Here is a 19,501-nt window from a genome sequence, read left to right as displayed (position 1 = left end):
AAAAGCGCCTATTAAGGCGCTGTAGATTTATTGGATATGAAATTAATTTACCTCGAAAGTAATCTTAACATTTACCCTATAATCTGTAATTTCTCCATCTTTTACAGTAGCACTCTGCTCGTTTAGATAAACAGAACGAATGTTTTTAACTGATTTCGATGCTTGTGCAACAGCATTTGCTGCAGCATCTTCCCAACCCTTACTAGAATTGGCCAATACTTCTATTACTTTTAAAACTGCCATAGTTAATGTTTTTAATTTACTCAATGTATGAAATTCCGAGCAAAACCTGTCTTAAGAAAAGCCAAAAAATCAGCCATTTAAAGCAACCACTTCTTGCACTTTGTCTCCCAGCATGTTCTTTAGCATGGTTTCAATACCGTTCTTTAGGGTAAATGTTGATGACGGACATCCACTGCAAGCTCCTTGTAATATTACATTTACCTTTTTACTATCTTCTTCATAAGATTGAAAAAGAATATTGCCTCCATCACTGGCAACAGCTGGCTTTACATATTCTTCTAAAATATCAATAATTTGCTTTGAGGTATCATCATATGTAATTTCTGAAGTGTTTTCAGTTTCCACCTCTGACTTTTGCACTTGAATTGTCTCAGAAACTACCTCTTTGCCATCGGCTAAGAAGTCTCGAACAAGTTCTCGTATTTCTAAAGTAATATCATCCCATTCTGAAACATCATACTTTGTTACTGACACATAATTATGGTCAAAAAAGACTTCTTTCACAAAAGGAAAATGAAAAAGTTGTTTGGCCAAGTTAGAGTCCTTTGCCTCGTCAATATTTTTGAACTCAAATATTGTGGGGACTATAGGTTTATTGGCTACAAACTTCATCACTGCAGGATTAGGAGTTACTTCTGCATATACTGTTATGGCAACTTTTTTAGAAGTTTCTTCTTCAAGTACAACCGGTTCTCCAGCATTTAAATATTCTACTAATTGCTGAGCAACTTCATCTTTAACATCATCCCATTTTACAATGTCAAAACGTTCTAACGCTATAAAGTTTCCTGAAATATATACTGTTTTAATAAAAGGTAAATAAAACAATTGCTGCGCTAAAGGCGAGTTTTTTGCCTCATCAATATTTTTGAACTCATAATTCTGTTTTACTAAAAAATGATTGGCCTCAAATTTTAATATGGCCGAATTATTTGTTTCGTGTAGGGTAATATGGTATTCTTTCATCGCAAAGATTTGAACAAAAATACGAAGTATATATGGGTATTAAAACATATAATAATGTTACATTTAATTCGTTATACTAGTTGTTTGAACAGCGCAGTAACTAACACTTAGCCCCAGATTCTTGATGAACAAACTGCAGACACTATTGATTTTGAGCCTCTTTTTCGTATATAACATACGAGCTCAAGAGGGAATTCCAGTATATTTTGATTATTTAGCAGACAATTACTATTTGGTGTATCCTTCAATGGCTGGTATTGGTCAAGGTGGTAAGTTGCGGTTGACCGCTAGAAAGCAATGGTTTAATGTTGATGAGGCGCCGAGTCTTCAAACATTTAACGCGCATTTTAGAGTTGGCGAACGAAGTGGTGTGGGAGGAATTTTATTTAATGACAGTAATGGCTACCATTCACAAACTGGTTTTAAAGGAACATTTGCGCACCACCTTCAGTTAAGCGGGGACTTTAGAAGTCTAAATCAACTGTCTTTTGGTTTGAGTGCTGGTGTGATTTTGAGTAGTTTGGACGAAACAGAGTTTCGTTCTGTAATTCCTGACCCTATTATTTCTGGAACTAAGAATACAACAAGTTACTTTAATCTTGATTTAGGTGCATCATATAACTATTTAGAATTTTATGCCCATGCAGCCATTTTGAATATTTTGGGAACTGGTCGAGATCTATACACAGCGGCTGAATTTGATAATCTTAGGAGATACCTATTTTCTGTCGGTTACATATTTGGTAAAAGCGATTTTCGTGTAGAACCATCTGTGCTTTTTCAATTAACCGATTTTACCCAAGAAAAGACTATTGACCTTAATGCTAAGGTTTACAAAGATGTTGGTAATGCGACCATTTGGGGTGGACTTTCATATCGGAGAAGTTTTGATGGAGCACAATTTCAGCAAAACGGAACTTTTGGGGAACAACGACTACAATTATTCACGCCTATTGTTGGAGTGAATATAAACCGATTTATGATTTCCTATAACTATTCATATCAATCTGGTGATATCCGTTTTGACAATGGTGGTTTTCATCAAATTACGTTAGGTCTTGATTTAGGTGAAAAACAGGAGAATAGATATGACTGCTATTGTCCTGCTGCTAACTATTAAAAAAGCCTATCATTACTGACAGGCTTTTATTTCTAAATCTTAAGATATTACACTATTCCCATTTGAAATTCTTTCTTGAAGCCTGATTCTTAATTGCATTTATCATGGCATTTTCTAATTCGCCTTTTTCACTTTTCTGATTTTTAGAGATATAGGCTTCTCGTTTTTCATTCAATTGTTGAATCTCTTTTTGAATTTTAGAACGCTCTGCTTTTTTCTCGGAGATATAAACTTCAATTTCTTTTTCGGATTTATTTTTTAGTTCTTTAGGAAGTTCTTCTTTTTTTAGTTCAGAGACCTCGAATTCTTTATCCTCTGAGGCATCTACCAAATCCCATTTAGAATTTTTATATAATCTTGAGCTTTTGCTTACCGCACGTTTGACAGCTACCTCTTCGTTCAACTCGTAAGCTTTATCATCTTGGGTTGCTTGAGCTTGCACTTTTGAAGCGCCAAGAGCGCCATAAGAAATGTAAGTGCCATTTAGCTTTTTGTTCAGTTTAATAATAACTTCATCGTAAGGAGTTTCAATATGAACTACCTGTCGATTGTGGTCTATTGCCATATATTCTCCGCCAGTCTTTATTGCCCCATCTTTCCATTTACTACCAATACCTTGCTCGTAATTACCACAAAAAATGGTGTTGACCACTACATCTTTTTCTTTGGCCTGTGAAGTCGCATCATGGTAATTAAGTTTGCCTTGTGTAAAGGGTTCATTGCCCGCGATAAAAATCATTTTTAAGTCATCTTTATTTTTACCCCACTCTAATTGTTTTAAGGAAGTATTGATAACCTGTCCGCAGTATTCTTCTCCGCCATTTGTGGTTAAAGAGAATAATTTCTCTGAAATTTCATCTAAATCACTACTAAATGCAATTACTTGACGGATGTAGCCTTCACGTGACGATAAGTCATCGTTTCCATACTCATACAGCGCGATTTGCAAATCAGGACGGCTGTTATTACCACATTTTGCGTACGTAAACTCATTTACAATATCCCAAAGTTGCGCCTTGGCCTGATTGATAAGTCCGTCCATACTATTGCTAGTATCTAATAAGAGTGCGATTTTGACATACTGCTTAGCAGGTTTTTTTGCTTCTGGAATAATTGCAGTTGTAAATAGTTTTTTATCACTCGCTTTTTTAGACTTGGTCTCGCAACTATAGGCAGAACTCATAGCAAAAGCTATTAGTCCAACTCCAATAATATTTTTTAAGTTTTTCATAATCTTTTGTTTTTTAATTTATGGAGTAAAACTAGAAGTAACAAAATGCAATTAAAATCAATAATGAGTGAGTGAAGCCTTATAATGAGTCAAGATGGTAACGTTTTTAGCGAAGTCGGTAAAATGGGCTTTTTAGATTGTTTTTTGATGGAACGCCCATTTTTTAAACCGCACATAATCCATTAAGTTTACTTTGATTTTAATTAGTAAATGCAAAAGAAACTATACATAATAGGAGCACTTTTATTGCTAACTCTAAATTGTTTTGGCCAAATTACTAATCAAGGTAGTAAAGTCAGAATCAAAGGAGCTGTTAAGGGTAAAGAGAACTATGAGCCTATTTCTAAGGTTGAGGTTTTCACCTACAATGGTGCTTACACTACGACAAATAGTCTTGGAGAGTTCGTCATTGAAACCCGTATTGGAGATGTTTTGATTTTTCAGAGCCCTAGTTTTGATACTGTTAGACATCAAATTCTTTCAGACGATGATATTGTTGTGAGGGTAGAGGATTATGAGCCATCGCTTTCCAAAAAAAGAAGAATTTCAAGTAATGAATCTAGTTATAAAACCGGACTTGATTCTGCTAATTATTACAAGAAGATAGATATTGAGAAAAGTATTGATTTTGTAACACAATCTATAGCTTCATTGGGTGTTAGAGGCAATAAAAAAGAGCTTTCTAAGGCATTGACCGTGTTGGGTGAAATTTATTTATTTCATAAACAGTATGATTTGGCCATCACTAACTTGCAGGATGCTTTAATTGCAAATAAAACGACAGAAACGGCTATTCTTTTAGGAAAAGCATTTTTGTTGAGCAAAAACTTTAAAGAAGCCGAAGAAATCTTTCAGCCTTTATTGGATGTTAAAAAGATGGTGCCTTATCAAAAAATAGAACTTTATGAGGGATTGGGAGATATTTACAAAGGTCTAGGCAATCTTGAAAAATCATTAAGTTTTTATCGAGAAGGCTTAAAGGTTGCAGAGAAGAATCAAGTATCACCAAAAGTAATTGATTTGAACTCAAAAGTGGCAGATGCATTTGCCGCTTCCAATAGAAATATTGAAGCTCAGGATTATTACAATAATTCGCTTTCGCTTTCAAAAAAACAAACTCCACAACGGGCTATACAAGAAAGTGAAAAAGTAGCTGATTTTTACAATCAAGGTAATAGGTATGATGATGAAATACAACTTCGAAAAGAGACCTTAAAAGAATTAAAACAGTTGCCGTCAAAGATCCCTGGTGAGCAAAAGGGAGTTGTCTCTGCAGATTCCATAACATCGCAACGGGTAAACTATAAAATCGCCAATGCATACATCTCTCAAGATAAGTTAACCGAGGCCATTCCTTTTTTAGAGCGCAGTATTGTCGAAGCCGATAAGGAAGATGATTTGGTGGTTCAAAAAGATGCAACTCGTAAATTATCAGAAGTATATCGTTATCAAGGTGATTTTGAAAAGGCTTTTGAAAATTATCAAAAGTATGGAACCATTGTAGATAGTCTTTACACTAGAAAAGAGCAAGAAATATCTCGTTTAGCTCGATTAAATCGCGATATTACGTCAAAACAGAACCGTATTTCTAGTTTGGAGCAAGAGCGTGAACTTTCTCAAAGTAAGTATAGTTTGGCCGTTACTGAACAGCAATTGTTTGAAGAGAATAATAAAAGGCAAAAGTGGCTTATTTATTCGCTATTGTTCGGAATGCTTTTGTTGGGTTTGGCAGCATTCTTTTATTATCGTAGTAATAATCAGCAGAAATTGGCCAATAACTTATTGGCATTAAAATCGCTTAGAACCCAAATGAATCCACACTTTATATTTAATGCGTTGAACTCCGTCAATAATTACATTTCTAAAAGTGATGAACGTAGTGCAAACAGATTTTTAAGTGAATTCTCAGTATTGATGAGAACAGTTCTAGAGAACTCTGAAGAAGATTTTATCCCTTTGACAAAAGAACTGGAATTATTGGAGCTATATGTAAAATTAGAACACTCGCGCTTTCCTGATAAGTTTGATTACGAAGTGAATATTGATGATAAAGTTGATGTTTCAGCATTTGAAATACCCCCTATGCTCTTACAACCCTATATTGAAAATTCGATTTGGCATGGTTTGCGGTATAAAGAAGAAAAAGGATTTTTGAAAATTGTAGTAAAACAGCTTACCAGTGACCTACTTCAAATTGAGATTAGAGATAATGGCATTGGCCGAAAAAAATCCACCGAGTTAAAAACTAAAAATCAAATGAAGCAACGCTCAAAAGGAATGAACAATATCAAAAAACGTATCACTATTTTGAATGATATGTATCGGAATAAGGTTGATGTAAGTATATCAGATTTATATGATGACAAAACTGGTACTGAGGTTGTATTGAAATTGAAAAAAGATTAATTCTTAAGATCACGAAATGAAGTTAAAAACAATATTGGTTGAAGACGAGGCTAGCAGTAGGGAAATCTTAAGAAACTATTTAGCAAAGTACTGTGAAGGCGCAGAGTTGATGGCAGAAGCTGCGACAATTAATGAGGGGTTATCGCTTATTAAAAAGCATAAACCCGATTTGGTTTTTTTAGATGTAGAAATGCCATTTGGTAACGCGTTTGATTTATTGGACCAAGTACCTGATAGGACTTTTGAAGTGATTTTTGTTACTGCATATAACCAATATGCCATGGATGCTTTAAATAATCATGCCGCTTATTATTTGATGAAACCAATTAATATAGATGAGTTGATAAAGGCTGTAGCATATGTAAGTGAGATAAAAGCAGGAGAGAATGCTTTGGAAGGAAAAGTTTTACATGCAAAACTGAAAAAAGCTGAAGGTAAGATTACGTTGCCACAACAAGATGGGTTCCAAGTCTTGGAAGTGTCAGATATTTATTTTTGTAAAGCTGATGATAACTACACTGAAATTTATTTGGAAGAAAAGAAGATTTTGGTGAGTAAAACCCTGAAATATTTTGAAGATGCGTTGAAGGAATTTCCATTTGCACGAATTCATAAATCGTATTTGGTCAATGTCAATGAAATCAAGAAATATAAAAAGGGAAAAGGAGGTAGCGTAATTTTATCAAATGGAAAAGAGCTGTCAGTATCTGCATCTAGAAAAGCAGAATTATTGTCTTATTTTAAGTAGATTCACCAAACACCAAACACCAAACACCAAACACCAAACACCAAACACAAATGATAATACATCCAGTAAACGGAAAATCCCCGCAAATAGGAGAAGATTGTTTTATTGCTGAAAATGCTACGATTGTTGGTGAAGTTGAAATGGGCGATCAATGTAGTATTTGGTTCAATGCTGTAATTAGGGGTGACGTACATTTTATCAAAATAGGTAATAAGGTAAATGTTCAAGATGGGGCCGTGATACATTGTACCTATAAAAAATCACCAACGACTATAGGTGATAATGTCTCTATCGGTCATAATGCTATTATTCATGGTTGTACTATAAAAAGCAATGTATTAATAGGCATGGGGGCAATTGTTATGGACGATTGCATTGTAGAAAGTAATTCTATTATTGCAGCTGGAGCTGTCGTAACGAAAGGAACCCATATTCCATCCGGGACAATTTATGCTGGCATGCCAGCTAAAAAATTAAAAGATGTTAGTCCTGAATTGAGTTCAGGTGAAATCGACCGAATAGCCAAAAATTATGTAGAATATAGTAGTTGGTTTAAATGATACTACAAGGTGGAATTTAGTTGAGATCTTTTTAACATGAAAACAGCAATTATTTCCTACTTTAGCCGCACCTAAAAAGTAAATTATGAACGCATATATATTTCCAGGTCAAGGTGCTCAATTTGTAGGAATGGGACTTGACTTATATGAGAATCATGCCATTGCCCAAGAGCATTTTGAAAAAGCAAATGAAATATTAGGGTTTTCAATTACTGACATTATGTTTGAAGGCACTGCTGAAGATTTAAAGCAGACCAAAGTTACGCAACCTGCTATTTTCTTGCATTCTGTAATCATGAGCAAAGTGATGAGGGATAATTTTAAGCCTGATATGGTTGCAGGTCATTCATTAGGTGAGTTTTCAGCTTTAGTTGCGAATGGTACGTTGAATTTTGAAGATGGTTTAAAGTTGGTTTCCCAAAGAGCTTTAGCTATGCAGAAAGCCTGTGAAATCCAAGATAGTACTATGGCGGCGGTATTAGGATTGGCAGATGAAGTGGTTGAAAAAATATGCGAGGAAACAGAAGGCGTTGTGGTTCCTGCAAATTACAATTGCCCCGGACAATTAGTTGTTTCAGGAGAGATTGAAGCGGTAAATACAGCATGTGAGAAATTAAAAGAAGCAGGAGCTAGAAGAGCACTCTTGTTACCTGTTGGTGGAGCTTTTCATTCACCATTAATGGAACCCGCAAGAGAAGAATTGGCTGCAGCAATAGAAAACACAAACTTTAGAGAGCCCAACTGCCCTATTTATCAAAATGTGACTACAACAGCGGTAACTGTGTATAATGATGTGAAGGAGAATTTGATTGCACAGCTAACAGCACCGGTAAAGTGGACCCAAAGTGTTCAAAATATGGTACAGGATGGTGCAAAAAGTTTTGTTGAGGTTGGTCCAGGTAAGGTGCTTCAAGGTTTGGTAAGAAAAATAGAACCATCTGTTGAAACGAGTTCTGCTATTATAGAATAGTTACTAAAAAAATATGCGTAGATGCACTTTAACCCAATAACTTATGTTTAATCGTGAACTTCATTGATTACTACATTTTTTATTTATCTTGCTTCTCGCCCAGATTGTAAATTGGTAAGATGAATTTTGCTGAAAATCTTAATTTAGAAATGTCCTACTTAAAAAAAAATACCACTTTAGAGTTTAGCATATTCAAAAGGTATGGAGGCTTATTAATATTGATCTGCCTTTTTTTTATTTCCAATGGATACGCACAAACAATTTCAATAAATGATCCGGCATCAGTAAATGAGGGTGATATAAATACAAGTACAATATCATTTGCTGTAACTATAAATACTCCCATAATCTTAGAATCCTATTCTGTGGATTACACTATTAGTGGAGGAAATGAGGATGGTATTGGGGGTACTTTAAATTTTAGTCTTTTATTGGGTTTTACTCAAAACATTGTGGTAACTACTAATGGAGATTTTATAATAGAGCCAAATGAAATTGTTACGGTAGCCTTAAGCAATCCTAGTATAAATGCAACAATATCTCTAACTGAAGGTGTAGGTGAGAGTAGTTTTTTGAACGACGATGTTGCAGGTATCAATGTGACACCTACTTTGGGCACGACGACAGAGGCCGGTGGAACGGCCACCTTTACCTTTACTTTGGATAGCGAGCCAACTGCGGCCGTGACCATCCCCATCACGGGCTTTGATGGTACAGAGGGTTCTGGTCCGGCAAGTATTGAACTGGATGCGACCAATTGGGACACAGGAGTTGATTTGTTGGTTACTGGGTTGGATGATGAAATAGATGATGGTAATCAAACATATACATTGAATACGGGCAACCCGACTTCGGGAGATGCGAACTATGATTTACTTGGAGCTGGTGACGTTGACAATCTTGACATAACTAATACCGACGACGATTCGGTAGGCATCAATGTGATACCTACTTCGGGCACAACGACTGAGGCGGGTGGAACGGCAACTTTCACCTTCACTTTGGACAGCGAGCCTACTGCCGCTGTGACAATCCCTATCACTGGCTATGATGGTACTGAGGGTTCGGGTTCGGCAAGTGTTGAACTGGATGCGACCAATTGGGATACAGGGGTTGATTTAGTGGTGACTGGGGTGGATGATGTAATAGCTGACGGGAACCAAACATATACATTGATTACGGGCAACCCGACTTCGGGAGATGCGACCTATAATTTACTTGGAGGTGCTGCTGTGGACAACCTTGACATGACTAATACTGATGACGACGTTGCAGGAATCAACGTCACGCCTACTTCGGGCACAACGACTGAGGCGGGTGGAACGGCAACTTTCACCTTCACTTTGGACAGCGAGCCTACTGCCGCTGTGACAATCCCTATCACTGGCTATGATGGTACTGAGGGTTCGGGTTCGGCAAGTGTTGAACTGGATGCGACCAATTGGGATACAGGGGTTGATTTAGTGGTGACTGGGGTGGATGATGTAATAGCTGACGGGAACCAAACATATACATTGATTACGGGCAACCCGACTTCGGGAGATGCGACCTATAATTTACTTGGAGGTGCTGCTGTGGACAACCTTGACATGACTAATACTGATGACGACGTTGCAGGAATCAACGTCACGCCTACTTCGGGCACAACGACTGAGGCGGGTGGAACGGCAACTTTCACCTTCACTTTGGACAGCGAGCCTACTGCCGCTGTGACAATCCCTATCACTGGCTATGATGGTACTGAGGGTTCGGGTTCGGCAAGTGTTGAACTGGATGCGACCAATTGGGATACAGGGGTTGATTTAGTGGTGACTGGGGTGGATGATGTAATAGCTGACGGGAACCAAACATATACATTGATTACGGGCAACCCGACTTCGGGAGATGCGACCTATAATTTACTTGGAGGTGCTGCTGTGGACAACCTTGACATGACTAATACTGATGACGACGTTGCAGGAATCAACGTCACGCCTACTTCGGGCACAACGACTGAGGCGGGTGGAACGGCAACTTTCACCTTCACTTTGGACAGCGAGCCTACTGCCGCTGTGACAATCCCTATCACTGGCTATGATGGTACTGAGGGTTCGGGTTCGGCAAGTGTTGAACTGGATGCGACCAATTGGGATACAGGGGTTGATTTAGTGGTGACTGGGGTGGATGATGTAATAGCTGACGGGAACCAAACATATACATTGATTACGGGCAACCCGACTTCGGGAGATGCGACCTATAATTTACTTGGAGGTGCTGCTGTGGACAACCTTGACATGACTAATACTGATGACGACGTTGCAGGAATAAATATAGACAACACTACGGATCGTACTACCGAGATTGGAGGCACTGCCACATTTGAATTTACTTTGGATACCTCCCCTCTTGCCAATGTGACAATTCCGTTGAGTGGTTATGATACCTCTGAAGGTAGTGGACCTAATGAAGTGGTATTGACTTCCGCCAATTGGCAAACAGGAGTTCAAATCACGGTAATAGGTATTGATGATTTGATTGATGATGGGGATATTACATATACTATAGATACTGGAGATGTTAGTTCTTCAGATTCGGCATACGATGTTTTGACAGGAAGTGATGTACCTCAATTACAGATAGTTAATGAGGACAACGACCAAGCATCTCTTTCTATAAGTAGCGCTGCAGTGGATGAAGATACGCCATCAGGAGTGCTTAATATTCCGGTAAATGTGGATTTGGAAAAGCCAGGGGGTTTTTCTATAACATACAGCTTTTTGGATGGTTCAGCGACAGGAGGATTGGATTATGATAATACTGGGGGAACACTCTCATTCTTAGGTAATTCCAATGAAACTCAATTGATTATGGTTCCAATTTTTGATGATACAGAATTAGAAAACAGTGAGAACTTTTCCGTACAGCTAGCTATTCCAACCAACGATGTTTTACTGGACGGTGCAGGATTAGCAACAGGAACCATTTTAGATGACGACAATTGCCTGCCATCCCCTGTTTTGGATACCGAACAGAGCACTAACTTTTGTGACACTATTGAAGTCGATTTAGATACATATATTATGGGTAATCCGCCTGCTGGGGCAGAGTTGATTTGGAGTACCAGTTCTGATCAGTTCCAGAGCAGTGCGTATCGGCCAAGTATTGTTACTTCCCCGGGGACTTATTTTGGATTTTATCTTGATGAGGCTGAAAACTGTTTTGGGCCTTCGGTCGCTATAACATTGGTTATTAATCAAACGCCTTCCATTACTTCAATTATTGATGATACCCGCTGTGGTGAAGGAATGGTTATCCTAAGTGCTGAGGCAACTATTGGATCTACTATTAATTGGTACGACTCTCCCACATCAACGATGGTTTTGGCTTCGGGTAATTCTTTTGAAACACCAACGATTTCAAGTACCACAGTCTTTTATGTGGAAGCCGCAGCAAATGGTTGTGAATCTGAGCGACAAGAAGTAACCGCAATGGTAGTTTCTGAACCTGTTCCGGTTTCACAAAACATCGTTGGCTGTAATGGAACTGGTGAAGGTGGTCCTACTATGGTGGATTTAGATGATGCCATTTCCGGAACGTTTTCTGGGTCTTGGGGTCTTATACAATCACCTAATAATACCATGTTAATTATCGGTACTGAGAATAGTGTAGATTTTGATGGGTTGCCGATTGGTCAATATGTGTTTAGGTTTACTACAGACATAAATGAAGCACCATGTGACGGAATTACAGTTGACATAGTAGTTGATGTGGAAACGTGTATCCTAGATGCAGATATGGATGGTTTGACCGATAGCGAAGAAGAAGGTTTAGGTACTAATCCAAACAATGCAGATACTGATGGTGATGGTCTTACAGATGGTGAAGAAGTTTTGGTTGAAGATAATCCTGATACTGATGCCGTTCCTGAAGAAGCAAGTAATCCTTTGGATCCATGTGACCCATTTCTAACTATTGATTGTGACCCAGAACCTATAGATTTATCCATAGAAAAATCTGTTGACAATGTTGCACCATTAATTGATACTGATGTAGTTTTTACTATAACATTGATAAACCTCAGTATGGATAGGGTCATAAATATCGAAGTGGAAGATTTAATTACAGATGCATCTGGTTTCGAGTTCGTTTCTAGCATCACTTCAAAAGGTATTTATGATGAAATCACTGGACTTTGGACGATAGAAGAATTGTTGCCAGAAGAAGAAGTTACCCTGGAAATTACGGTAACAGTAAGAACTACAGGTACCCTTTCTAATACTGCTTCATTAATAGGCTCGTTGCCAGTTGATGCCGACCTATCGAATAATACCTCTACAGTACAGATTAATATAAATAGAAGCGCTTGTGTTGACATTGGTACACTATGTAATTTATTTTCGCCAAATGGTGATGGCGTAAATGATGTATTAGTATTGGTTGGACATCAAAATTTTCCAAATAGTTCTCTTCAAATCTTTGATAGGTATGGAAATAATGTGTATGCTGAAAATGGATATGATAGCACTTGGGATGGTAGTGGTGAAAATGGAAACCTACCAAAAGGCACTTACTTTTATATACTTGATTTAGGTGACGGAACTGAAGTAACTAAAGGATGGATTCAAATAATTCGATAACTTAAGTAAGAATGTCAATAGGGTTAAAGTATAAAATAATTTTAATTGCCAGTATTGTGTCTACCTTAAGTTGGGCTCAAAAAGAGCCACAGTATACACAGTATATGTATAATATTGGTAGCTTTAATCCTGCTTATGTAGGAAGTGTTGAGACTACTGAAATAATGGGTCTATATCGCGCACAATGGATTGATATTGATGGCGCGCCTAGAACATTGCGTTTTGGCACAAACATTCCTTTAGGCAATGAGAAAATGGGATTGGGCTTTAATGTGATAAATGATGAATTAGGCCCTGTATCCCAAACATATATTGACATTGCATATTCATATGAAATAAACCTTTCCGATGATTCTTGGTTATCTTTTGGCATAGATGCTGGTGGTTCAACATTAAGTGTAGACTATTCGAAAGGTAATTTTCAAAACCCAGGAGAACCCTTATTGTTTGGGCAAGAACAAAGTAATTTTTATACTACTATTGGTGCTGGTTTGTTCATGTATTCAGATGACTGGTATATAGGAGCTTCTATTCCAAATTTTTTGACCAATGGAATCTATAATGATGAAGTTGCTACGCTGGTTGAAGATAAAGTTCAATATAATTTTATTGGCGGTTATGTTTTTCAAATTTCTGATAGTTCAAAGTTCAAGCCAGCGTTTTTAATCAACTACCTTAATGGAGCAGGCACCACACTCAATCTTTCAGCAAATTTTTTATTTATGGATGCCTTTACTATAGGCACTTCATATCGTTTTGATAATGCCGTGAGTGGTCTTGCTGGCTTTCAAGTATCACCAAGTATGTTTTTAGGATATTCGTATGATTATAATACTAATGCCCTTGGTGAGTTTAATAGTGGTTCGCATGAAGTCATTTTAAAGTTTTATTTAGGAAGAGGAGGAAATGATTTTAATAAGGAAAAGAATAAAAAACTTAAAGGGAAACCCAAACAAATTGATTCCCCTAGATTTTTCTAATTTTGAGAAAATGAAGAATACAATTAGCATATTCATTATCTTTTTTGCAATTATTACTGCTGTTAGCGGCCAGGGTAAGAAATCTAAAGGAGATGATTATTTCTTTCAATATTCTTATAAAAAAGCCATTATCGCGTATGAAGATGATATGTTAAAAGGTATTGTGCTTTCTCCTGTCCAATACCTCAATCTGGCTGATTCTTATTTTCAGGTTCAGAATTTTGAAAAGGCAAACGATATGTATTTACAGTATTTTTCAAATGATACCATAACGGATAATTATCGTTTGAACAGATTGCTATTAGGTTTGTCAAAAATATCGGATAATAATCGAATAAAAGAAGTATTACGTGATAAAGGACTGGGTTTTCAAAAGGAATTGATTGAGAATTCAGACTTTAACTATAATATTTTGAGCAATAAAAAAGTAGAAGGCAATTTAGATTTTAACGTATTTAATTTAATTAGTAATAGTGCTCAATCTGATTTTTCTCCTTCTTTTTATGAAGATGATTTGTTATTTACCAGTGGTAGGCCTTTAGGTAAGAAAGCAAACTACGAGCCAACGAACGAATCTTATTTAGATATTTTTAAAGGTAAAATAAATACAGATGGTCAATTAGAAAATCCAATAGTATTATCATCTTTAGAAAACTCCAATTACCATAAGGCAACTCCGTATTTTTCAGAAAAATTGAATAGTGTTTTTTATGTGCTTTCAAACACAAATGATGGAGAGCTTGAATTTGATGAAAATGGAAAGAATTCTTTGGCCATTGGCGTTCAGAAGTTGAATGGTCAATTCAGGTTTCTTTGGCGTGATTTAAGTACTTCTTTTTACTATCCATTTTATGACGCTAATACAGATAGGTTATATTTTGCAGCGAACTTAGACAATGGTTATGGTGGTACAGATATTTATTATGTTAATACCAATAATGGAAACGTTATGTCTGCTCCAATAAATTTAGGGCCAAGAATTAATTCGCCGGGTAATGAGATTGCTCCATATATTTTTGAGAATAGTTTGTACTTTTCGTCTGATGTATTTTATGGCCTTGGAGGTATGGACATTTATAAAGCAAGTATTAGTGGCGATGAATTTGGCATTCCCCTTAATTTGGGTCCTACAATAAATTCGGCAGAAGATGATTTTGGGTTTGTAATTAAGAATAAAGGTGATGGACTTCTAGGGTATTTTTCCTCTAACAGGCCCGGTGGTAAAGGAGGTGATGATATCTATGGATTTATGGTTGATGAAAAACCAGGAATTAAAACACTGGTTTTAAAAGGTAAAGTATTGCGACAGGGTAAAAAAACTGGATTAGCAAACGCAAATGTTAAGCTTAAGACAAAAAGTGGTGATTTATTGCATAGTGCGATTACATCAGAAGATGGAGCTTATCGAATTGAAATACCATGGCAAGATGAAATTGTGTTTGAAGTTTCTAAAGAAAAGCATTCTGTTTATAGTCAAAATTATACTTCTACAGCTTTGGAAGAACTTCAAGACATTGATGCCAATATAGGTTTAGTAGCTTATCAAGACATTGTGGAAGAAAAAGAAGGCCAGACAGTTATAAAATTAAAAAAGTTTTATTTTCAAAAAAATAGAACATCGATTACCGAAGCCATAGCTACTGAGCTAGATAAGGTAGTAGAGGCGGTAAGTTTGTTTCCAGAAATACAATTGCGAATTGAAACCCATACGGATAGTAGGGGTGGTGGAGCTACTAACTTTAGATTGACGCAGCAGCGTTCTGATGCAATTAAAAAGTATCTAATAAGTAAGGGCGTTTCAAATGCCAATATTCTATATTCAGTGGGGTATGGTGAGGATAAAATAATCAACAATTGTAAAAATGGGGTGTATTGTATAGAGTTATTACATCAACAAAACCAGCGTTGCTTATTAGTGGTCTTGAATGATAATATATTATTTAATTAACAAGTTTTAAATAACAATCCAGCAGTAGTATACCGCAAACCCTGTAAGAAATATCATTCCCAGATAAGAAAGTATTTGCAATAAACCTGATGGTCTGTATTGCTTTGGGAAATCACTTCCTGTAACAGTTTTTAAATTCATCCATCCAATTAATGGGGCCATTACAAAAGATACGAAAGTCGCCAATGCAACTAAATTCGCCATATTGCCACTAAATACTGAAATAACTACCCAATTGATTAGTGCCAAGAAAATTACAGTAAAGGCAAAGGCGGATTTTGAACCAAGCTTTTTACAGTTTGGGTAAAGTTTGCTAAGTATATCCAAGCTCACTCTTGAAACAGCATCATGAGCTGTCATACAAGTGCTGAACATGGTTGCAAAAGCTGCTATGGCGATTAAAAAATAGGCCCAATCTCCAATATGGGAAGTGAAAAGAGTAACCACTTGATCTGCAAAAAGAACAGCATTTCCGCTAAGTTCTGTAGCTGTGCCATAAAGGGTCATCCATCCTATGATAAGAAAAAAAACGGCAAGCAAAGCGGTAAGTGAATACCCAAGATTAAATTCATTAAGAGCTTCTTTAAGAGTTGGTTTTACGGCCATTGATTTTAATTTCTCCATACTCCACATACTTACCCAACCTGAAGCTTCCACAGCAGTTGGCATCCAACCAACTAATCCTATTAAAAATAAGATTCCTAACTCATTAAAAATTTTAGGAGGTTCAAACCCAGAAATGGCAATTGCTTGTCCTTTATTGATTACAAGTACGGTAGTAATAACCAAAGCCAAAAAAAGAATGGATATAACTAGTTTTAAAGAAACCTCTAAAAATCGATATCGGCCAATAATCAATAGTAAACTAATAAAGGAAAATAGTCCCAGGGCTATGGTGTTGATGCCGATACTCTCAATCTTAAATAGGTTGATGAAAAGACCAGATGTTACCACATAAAGAGCTGCTAAAATCGTAAATACACTCACTAAAGTAATTAAGCCATACAACCAAAGATATTTTTTACCAAGATTTAGGTAACCTTGAATGAGACTATTTTCTGTAACGCTTGTATATCTTACGCCAAATTCAAAAAAGGGGTATTTTAATATATTGGCCAAGATTATAGGTATGATCATAATCCAGCCATATTGAGCTCCAGCCTTTGTTGAGAGCACTAGGTGAGAAGTGCCAATGGCCATACTGGCAAACAGTAATCCCGGTCCTAATGTTTTTAATAATAGTTTAAATTGTCCCATAGTCAATAATGAGTTGAATTTACTACAATTTAGTTCATATGAAAAATTGTATTTTTAGGACACCATAAAAAAACCAGAAACACTACAAGTCTATTTGCTTTGTGCTATTAATGTATTCCTTTAAAGGTTCAATTGGATAATATTTCAAAGCATTCAATTTAAAATAAAGCAGGCACTTATGAGTTGAATTGCAAATAAATCAAAAAAACATGAAGCTAATTTCTAGTATCCTTAAAGGACTTGTAATTATTGTAGGAGCTTTGATACTCGTTTATTTTTTAGGTCCTAAAGTTGAACCTCCTAGTATGGATGAAACTTTGCCTGAAGTAACATCAGATTTGATTGCTCTTGAACGAGAAATCAATAAAAAAGAAAACTCTTTTTCTAACATAAGACCTGATAATCAAGCTCGAATTATTTGGTTTGATAGCATACCAAAAAAGACGGAATATAGTATCGTTTACTTACATGGATGGTCTGCAAGTCAAGAAGAAGGCGACCCTATTCATCTTCAAACAGCTAAGCGATATGGTTGTAATTTGTATTTGCCGAGATTAGCTGGCCATGGATTGGATGAAGACGAAGCTATGTTGGGGTTAACTGCAGATCAAGTCATTGATTCTGCCAAAGAAGCCATTGCAATAGGTAAAAAGCTTGGACAAAAAATAATTTTAATGGCCACCTCTACCGGAGGAACATTGGCTCTGCACTTAGCAGGAGGTGATTCTGATATAGCCGCGCTACTCTTATATTCACCAAATGTTGAAATTTATGACCCCAATGCCAAGTTGTTAACAAAGCCATGGGGGTTAGAACTTGCCAAAATGGTTAAGGGAGGCGATTATCATGAGTTTGATACCGATATAGCACTAAAGAACCAATATTGGACCACGAAGTATAGGTTAGAAGCTTTGACACATTTGCAAGCTATGGTTGATTATACGATGACAACAGAAACCTTTAAAGAAGTCAAACAACCCGTTTTCTTGGGGTATTTTTATAAGAATGAAACAGTTCAAGACAATGTTGTCTCAGTTCCTGCAATGCTTCAGATGTTTAATGAATTGGGCACGCCCACCAACAAGAAAAGAAAAGTTGCTTTCCCTAATGCAGGTGATCATGTTATGACTTCGTATGTATCTTCAAAAGATTTAGAATCAGTTCAAAGAGAAACAAATAAGTTCATTGAATCAATTTTAGAAATTGATCAGTTTTCTAGTAAGTAAGATATCCGCCTAGTTTAGGCATGATTCATACAACTTACTATTCTAATAGTAAAACCATAAAATTTCCATAAGGGATTTTTTTTTTGTAATATTCATGCTTAATCAAATTTGAACTTGTGAAGTTAATAGGCTTTATCAAAAAGCTAGAGGAAATAAACTCACTTTCCAAACATGAGCAATTGGTTCTGGGGGTTATTGAAGCCATTGATTCGGGACATTTAAAAATGGGGGATCAAATGCCTTCAATTAATACGATGGTAGAAGAGGTGGGTTTTGCAAGAAAGACTATAGTAAAAGCCTATGAAGAATTAAAGGATAGGGGGCTCGTGGTATCAAAGAAAACCAAGGGATACTTTATAGTAAGTAATAAAACAAAAGTCTTTCTAAAAATTGCGTTGTTAATGTACTCTTTTCAACGTTTTCAGCAAGAGTTTTATAATTCATTAAGAAACGAAATAGGAGATAGAGTACAAATTGACGTTTTTTTTCATCACAATAATGAAGAGGTATTTGAAACAATCTTTTCAAATATTCATGGTAAATACGGGATGTATGTGGTTGCTCCAATTGAAAGCTCTCGAACTAAAGCGCTTCTTAGGACATTAAGCCCTGAAAGATTATTGATAGTAGATAGATTTTTAGATTTAAGTTCTGATTATACGTATGTAACCCAAGAGTTTGAGGAGAGCACTTATAAAACCTTGGTTCAGCTTCTACCGAAGATTAAGAACTATAGAAAATTGAAATTATATTTTAGAAATGATATGGATTACCCAATAGGTATATTGAATTCATATCAAAAATTCCTAAAAGATTATAATATTCAAGGTGAGGTTCATAGAAACTACAAAGATGGTGACATTGAGAAAGGAACCCTATTTCTTTTTATAGGAGACGCAGATCTTTGGTCTTTGCTAAAAGCTTGTAAGGTCAGTAATTATAGTTTAGGACAAGATATAGGTGTTCTGTCGTTTAACGATCATGTAGTAAAAGAAATAATACTAGGAGGAATAACAACGATTTCTACTGACTTTAAGCAAATGGCTTCTTTAACAGCGAACAATTTGAAAAATTTGACCTACACAAAATCGATTGTTCCCACAACCTTAATTGATAGAGATTCCCTTTAAAGGTTGAATTGAATATCTGACAGTATTTAATAAATTTATTTACGATTTTAATATTATTAATCAAATAAATTTTGATATATGTAATATTTATGTATTTTTG

Annotated in this window: 14 protein-coding genes; 10 read left to right on the top strand and 4 right to left on the bottom strand. The window is 36.2% G+C overall.

Going from position 1 to position 19,501, the window contains the following annotated elements:
- Positions 1 to 42: 42 nt before the first annotated feature.
- A complete protein-coding gene (locus RM706_RS01305; protein WP_311349214.1) occupies positions 43 to 243 on the bottom strand; it encodes a dodecin family protein in 201 nt (66 codons plus the stop codon).
- 69 nt (positions 244 to 312) lie between these two features.
- Positions 313 to 1,209 (bottom strand): NifU family protein, encoded by an 897-nt coding sequence (locus RM706_RS01300; RefSeq protein WP_311349213.1) that lies wholly within the window; start codon positions 1,207 to 1,209, stop codon positions 313 to 315.
- Between the two features lie 124 nt (positions 1,210 to 1,333).
- On the opposite strand from RM706_RS01300, the gene RM706_RS01295 reads away from it, so the two are divergent.
- Positions 1,334 to 2,329 carry a PorP/SprF family type IX secretion system membrane protein gene (locus tag RM706_RS01295; protein ID WP_311349212.1) on the top strand — a complete coding sequence of 332 codons (996 nt, stop codon included), beginning with the start codon at positions 1,334 to 1,336 and terminating at the stop codon, positions 2,327 to 2,329.
- Positions 2,330 to 2,381: 52 nt separating this feature from the next.
- On the opposite strand, the gene RM706_RS01290 is transcribed toward RM706_RS01295, so the two are convergent.
- Entirely contained in the window at positions 2,382 to 3,560 is a 1,179-nt protein-coding gene (locus RM706_RS01290) for a vWA domain-containing protein (protein ID WP_311349211.1), read from the bottom strand.
- Between the two features lie 210 nt (positions 3,561 to 3,770).
- On the opposite strand from RM706_RS01290, the gene RM706_RS01285 reads away from it, so the two are divergent.
- From RM706_RS01285 to RM706_RS01255, 7 genes are all read left to right on the top strand, one after another.
- On the top strand, positions 3,771 to 5,966 hold the full coding sequence (locus RM706_RS01285) for a tetratricopeptide repeat-containing sensor histidine kinase (RefSeq protein WP_311349210.1): 2,196 nt from the start codon (positions 3,771 to 3,773) through the stop codon (positions 5,964 to 5,966).
- Between the two features lie 16 nt (positions 5,967 to 5,982).
- Positions 5,983 to 6,714, top strand: a complete 732-nt coding sequence (locus RM706_RS01280) for a LytR/AlgR family response regulator transcription factor (protein ID WP_311349209.1) — start codon at positions 5,983 to 5,985, stop codon at positions 6,712 to 6,714.
- A 50-nt stretch (positions 6,715 to 6,764) separates the two neighbouring features.
- A complete protein-coding gene (locus RM706_RS01275) occupies positions 6,765 to 7,274 on the top strand; it encodes a gamma carbonic anhydrase family protein (protein WP_311349208.1) in 510 nt (169 codons plus the stop codon).
- 85 nt (positions 7,275 to 7,359) lie between these two features.
- A complete protein-coding gene (fabD, locus tag RM706_RS01270; RefSeq protein ID WP_311349207.1) occupies positions 7,360 to 8,244 on the top strand; it encodes an ACP S-malonyltransferase in 885 nt (294 codons plus the stop codon).
- 119 nt (positions 8,245 to 8,363) lie between these two features.
- Positions 8,364 to 12,860 (top strand): T9SS type B sorting domain-containing protein, encoded by a 4,497-nt coding sequence (locus RM706_RS01265; protein ID WP_311349206.1) that lies wholly within the window; start codon positions 8,364 to 8,366, stop codon positions 12,858 to 12,860.
- A gap of 11 nt (positions 12,861 to 12,871) precedes the next feature.
- A complete protein-coding gene (locus RM706_RS01260) occupies positions 12,872 to 13,840 on the top strand; it encodes a PorP/SprF family type IX secretion system membrane protein (protein WP_311349205.1) in 969 nt (322 codons plus the stop codon).
- Between the two features lie 10 nt (positions 13,841 to 13,850).
- Positions 13,851 to 15,788, top strand: coding sequence for an OmpA family protein (locus RM706_RS01255; protein ID WP_311349204.1), 1,938 nt, complete (start codon positions 13,851 to 13,853; stop codon positions 15,786 to 15,788).
- Positions 15,789 to 15,794: 6 nt separating this feature from the next.
- Here RM706_RS01255 and RM706_RS01250 read toward each other — a convergent pair whose 3' ends face one another.
- Positions 15,795 to 17,045: an NRAMP family divalent metal transporter gene (locus RM706_RS01250; RefSeq protein WP_311349203.1), complete on the bottom strand. Its 1,251-nt coding sequence runs from the start codon at positions 17,043 to 17,045 to the stop codon at positions 15,795 to 15,797.
- A gap of 209 nt (positions 17,046 to 17,254) precedes the next feature.
- On the opposite strand from RM706_RS01250, the gene RM706_RS01245 reads away from it, so the two are divergent.
- A complete protein-coding gene (locus tag RM706_RS01245) occupies positions 17,255 to 18,271 on the top strand; it encodes an alpha/beta hydrolase (RefSeq protein WP_311349202.1) in 1,017 nt (338 codons plus the stop codon).
- Positions 18,272 to 18,387: 116 nt separating this feature from the next.
- Positions 18,388 to 19,401 carry a GntR family transcriptional regulator gene (locus RM706_RS01240; RefSeq protein ID WP_311349201.1) on the top strand — a complete coding sequence of 338 codons (1,014 nt, stop codon included), beginning with the start codon at positions 18,388 to 18,390 and terminating at the stop codon, positions 19,399 to 19,401.
- Positions 19,402 to 19,501: the final 100 nt, after the last annotated feature.

The organism is Croceitalea rosinachiae (assembly GCF_031846445.1).
Classification (GTDB): Bacteria; Bacteroidota; Bacteroidia; order Flavobacteriales; family Flavobacteriaceae; genus Croceitalea; species Croceitalea rosinachiae.
Note: the sequence above shows the minus strand (reverse complement) of the source record. Positions and strands in the feature narration are given on the sequence as shown.

Excerpts from the sequence above, each read along its gene's own strand:
- RM706_RS01275 (WP_311349208.1), top strand. The coding sequence starts at position 6,765 with ATGATAATACATCCAGTAAACGGAAAATCCCCGCAAATAGGAGAAGAT.
- RM706_RS01295 (WP_311349212.1), top strand. The coding sequence starts at position 1,334 with ATGAACAAACTGCAGACACTATTGATTTTGAGCCTCTTTTTCGTATAT.
- RM706_RS01300 (WP_311349213.1), bottom strand. The coding sequence starts at position 1,209 with ATGAAAGAATACCATATTACCCTACACGAAACAAATAATTCGGCCATA.
- RM706_RS01285 (WP_311349210.1), top strand. The coding sequence starts at position 3,771 with ATGCAAAAGAAACTATACATAATAGGAGCACTTTTATTGCTAACTCTA.
- RM706_RS01245 (WP_311349202.1), top strand. The coding sequence starts at position 17,255 with ATGAAGCTAATTTCTAGTATCCTTAAAGGACTTGTAATTATTGTAGGA.
- RM706_RS01255 (WP_311349204.1), top strand. The coding sequence starts at position 13,851 with ATGAAGAATACAATTAGCATATTCATTATCTTTTTTGCAATTATTACT.
- RM706_RS01290 (WP_311349211.1), bottom strand. The coding sequence starts at position 3,560 with ATGAAAAACTTAAAAAATATTATTGGAGTTGGACTAATAGCTTTTGCT.
- RM706_RS01305 (WP_311349214.1), bottom strand. The coding sequence starts at position 243 with ATGGCAGTTTTAAAAGTAATAGAAGTATTGGCCAATTCTAGTAAGGGT.
- fabD (WP_311349207.1), top strand. The coding sequence starts at position 7,360 with ATGAACGCATATATATTTCCAGGTCAAGGTGCTCAATTTGTAGGAATG.
- RM706_RS01280 (WP_311349209.1), top strand. The coding sequence starts at position 5,983 with ATGAAGTTAAAAACAATATTGGTTGAAGACGAGGCTAGCAGTAGGGAA.
- RM706_RS01250 (WP_311349203.1), bottom strand. The coding sequence starts at position 17,045 with ATGGGACAATTTAAACTATTATTAAAAACATTAGGACCGGGATTACTG.
- RM706_RS01260 (WP_311349205.1), top strand. The coding sequence starts at position 12,872 with ATGTCAATAGGGTTAAAGTATAAAATAATTTTAATTGCCAGTATTGTG.
- RM706_RS01265 (WP_311349206.1), top strand. The coding sequence starts at position 8,364 with ATGAATTTTGCTGAAAATCTTAATTTAGAAATGTCCTACTTAAAAAAA.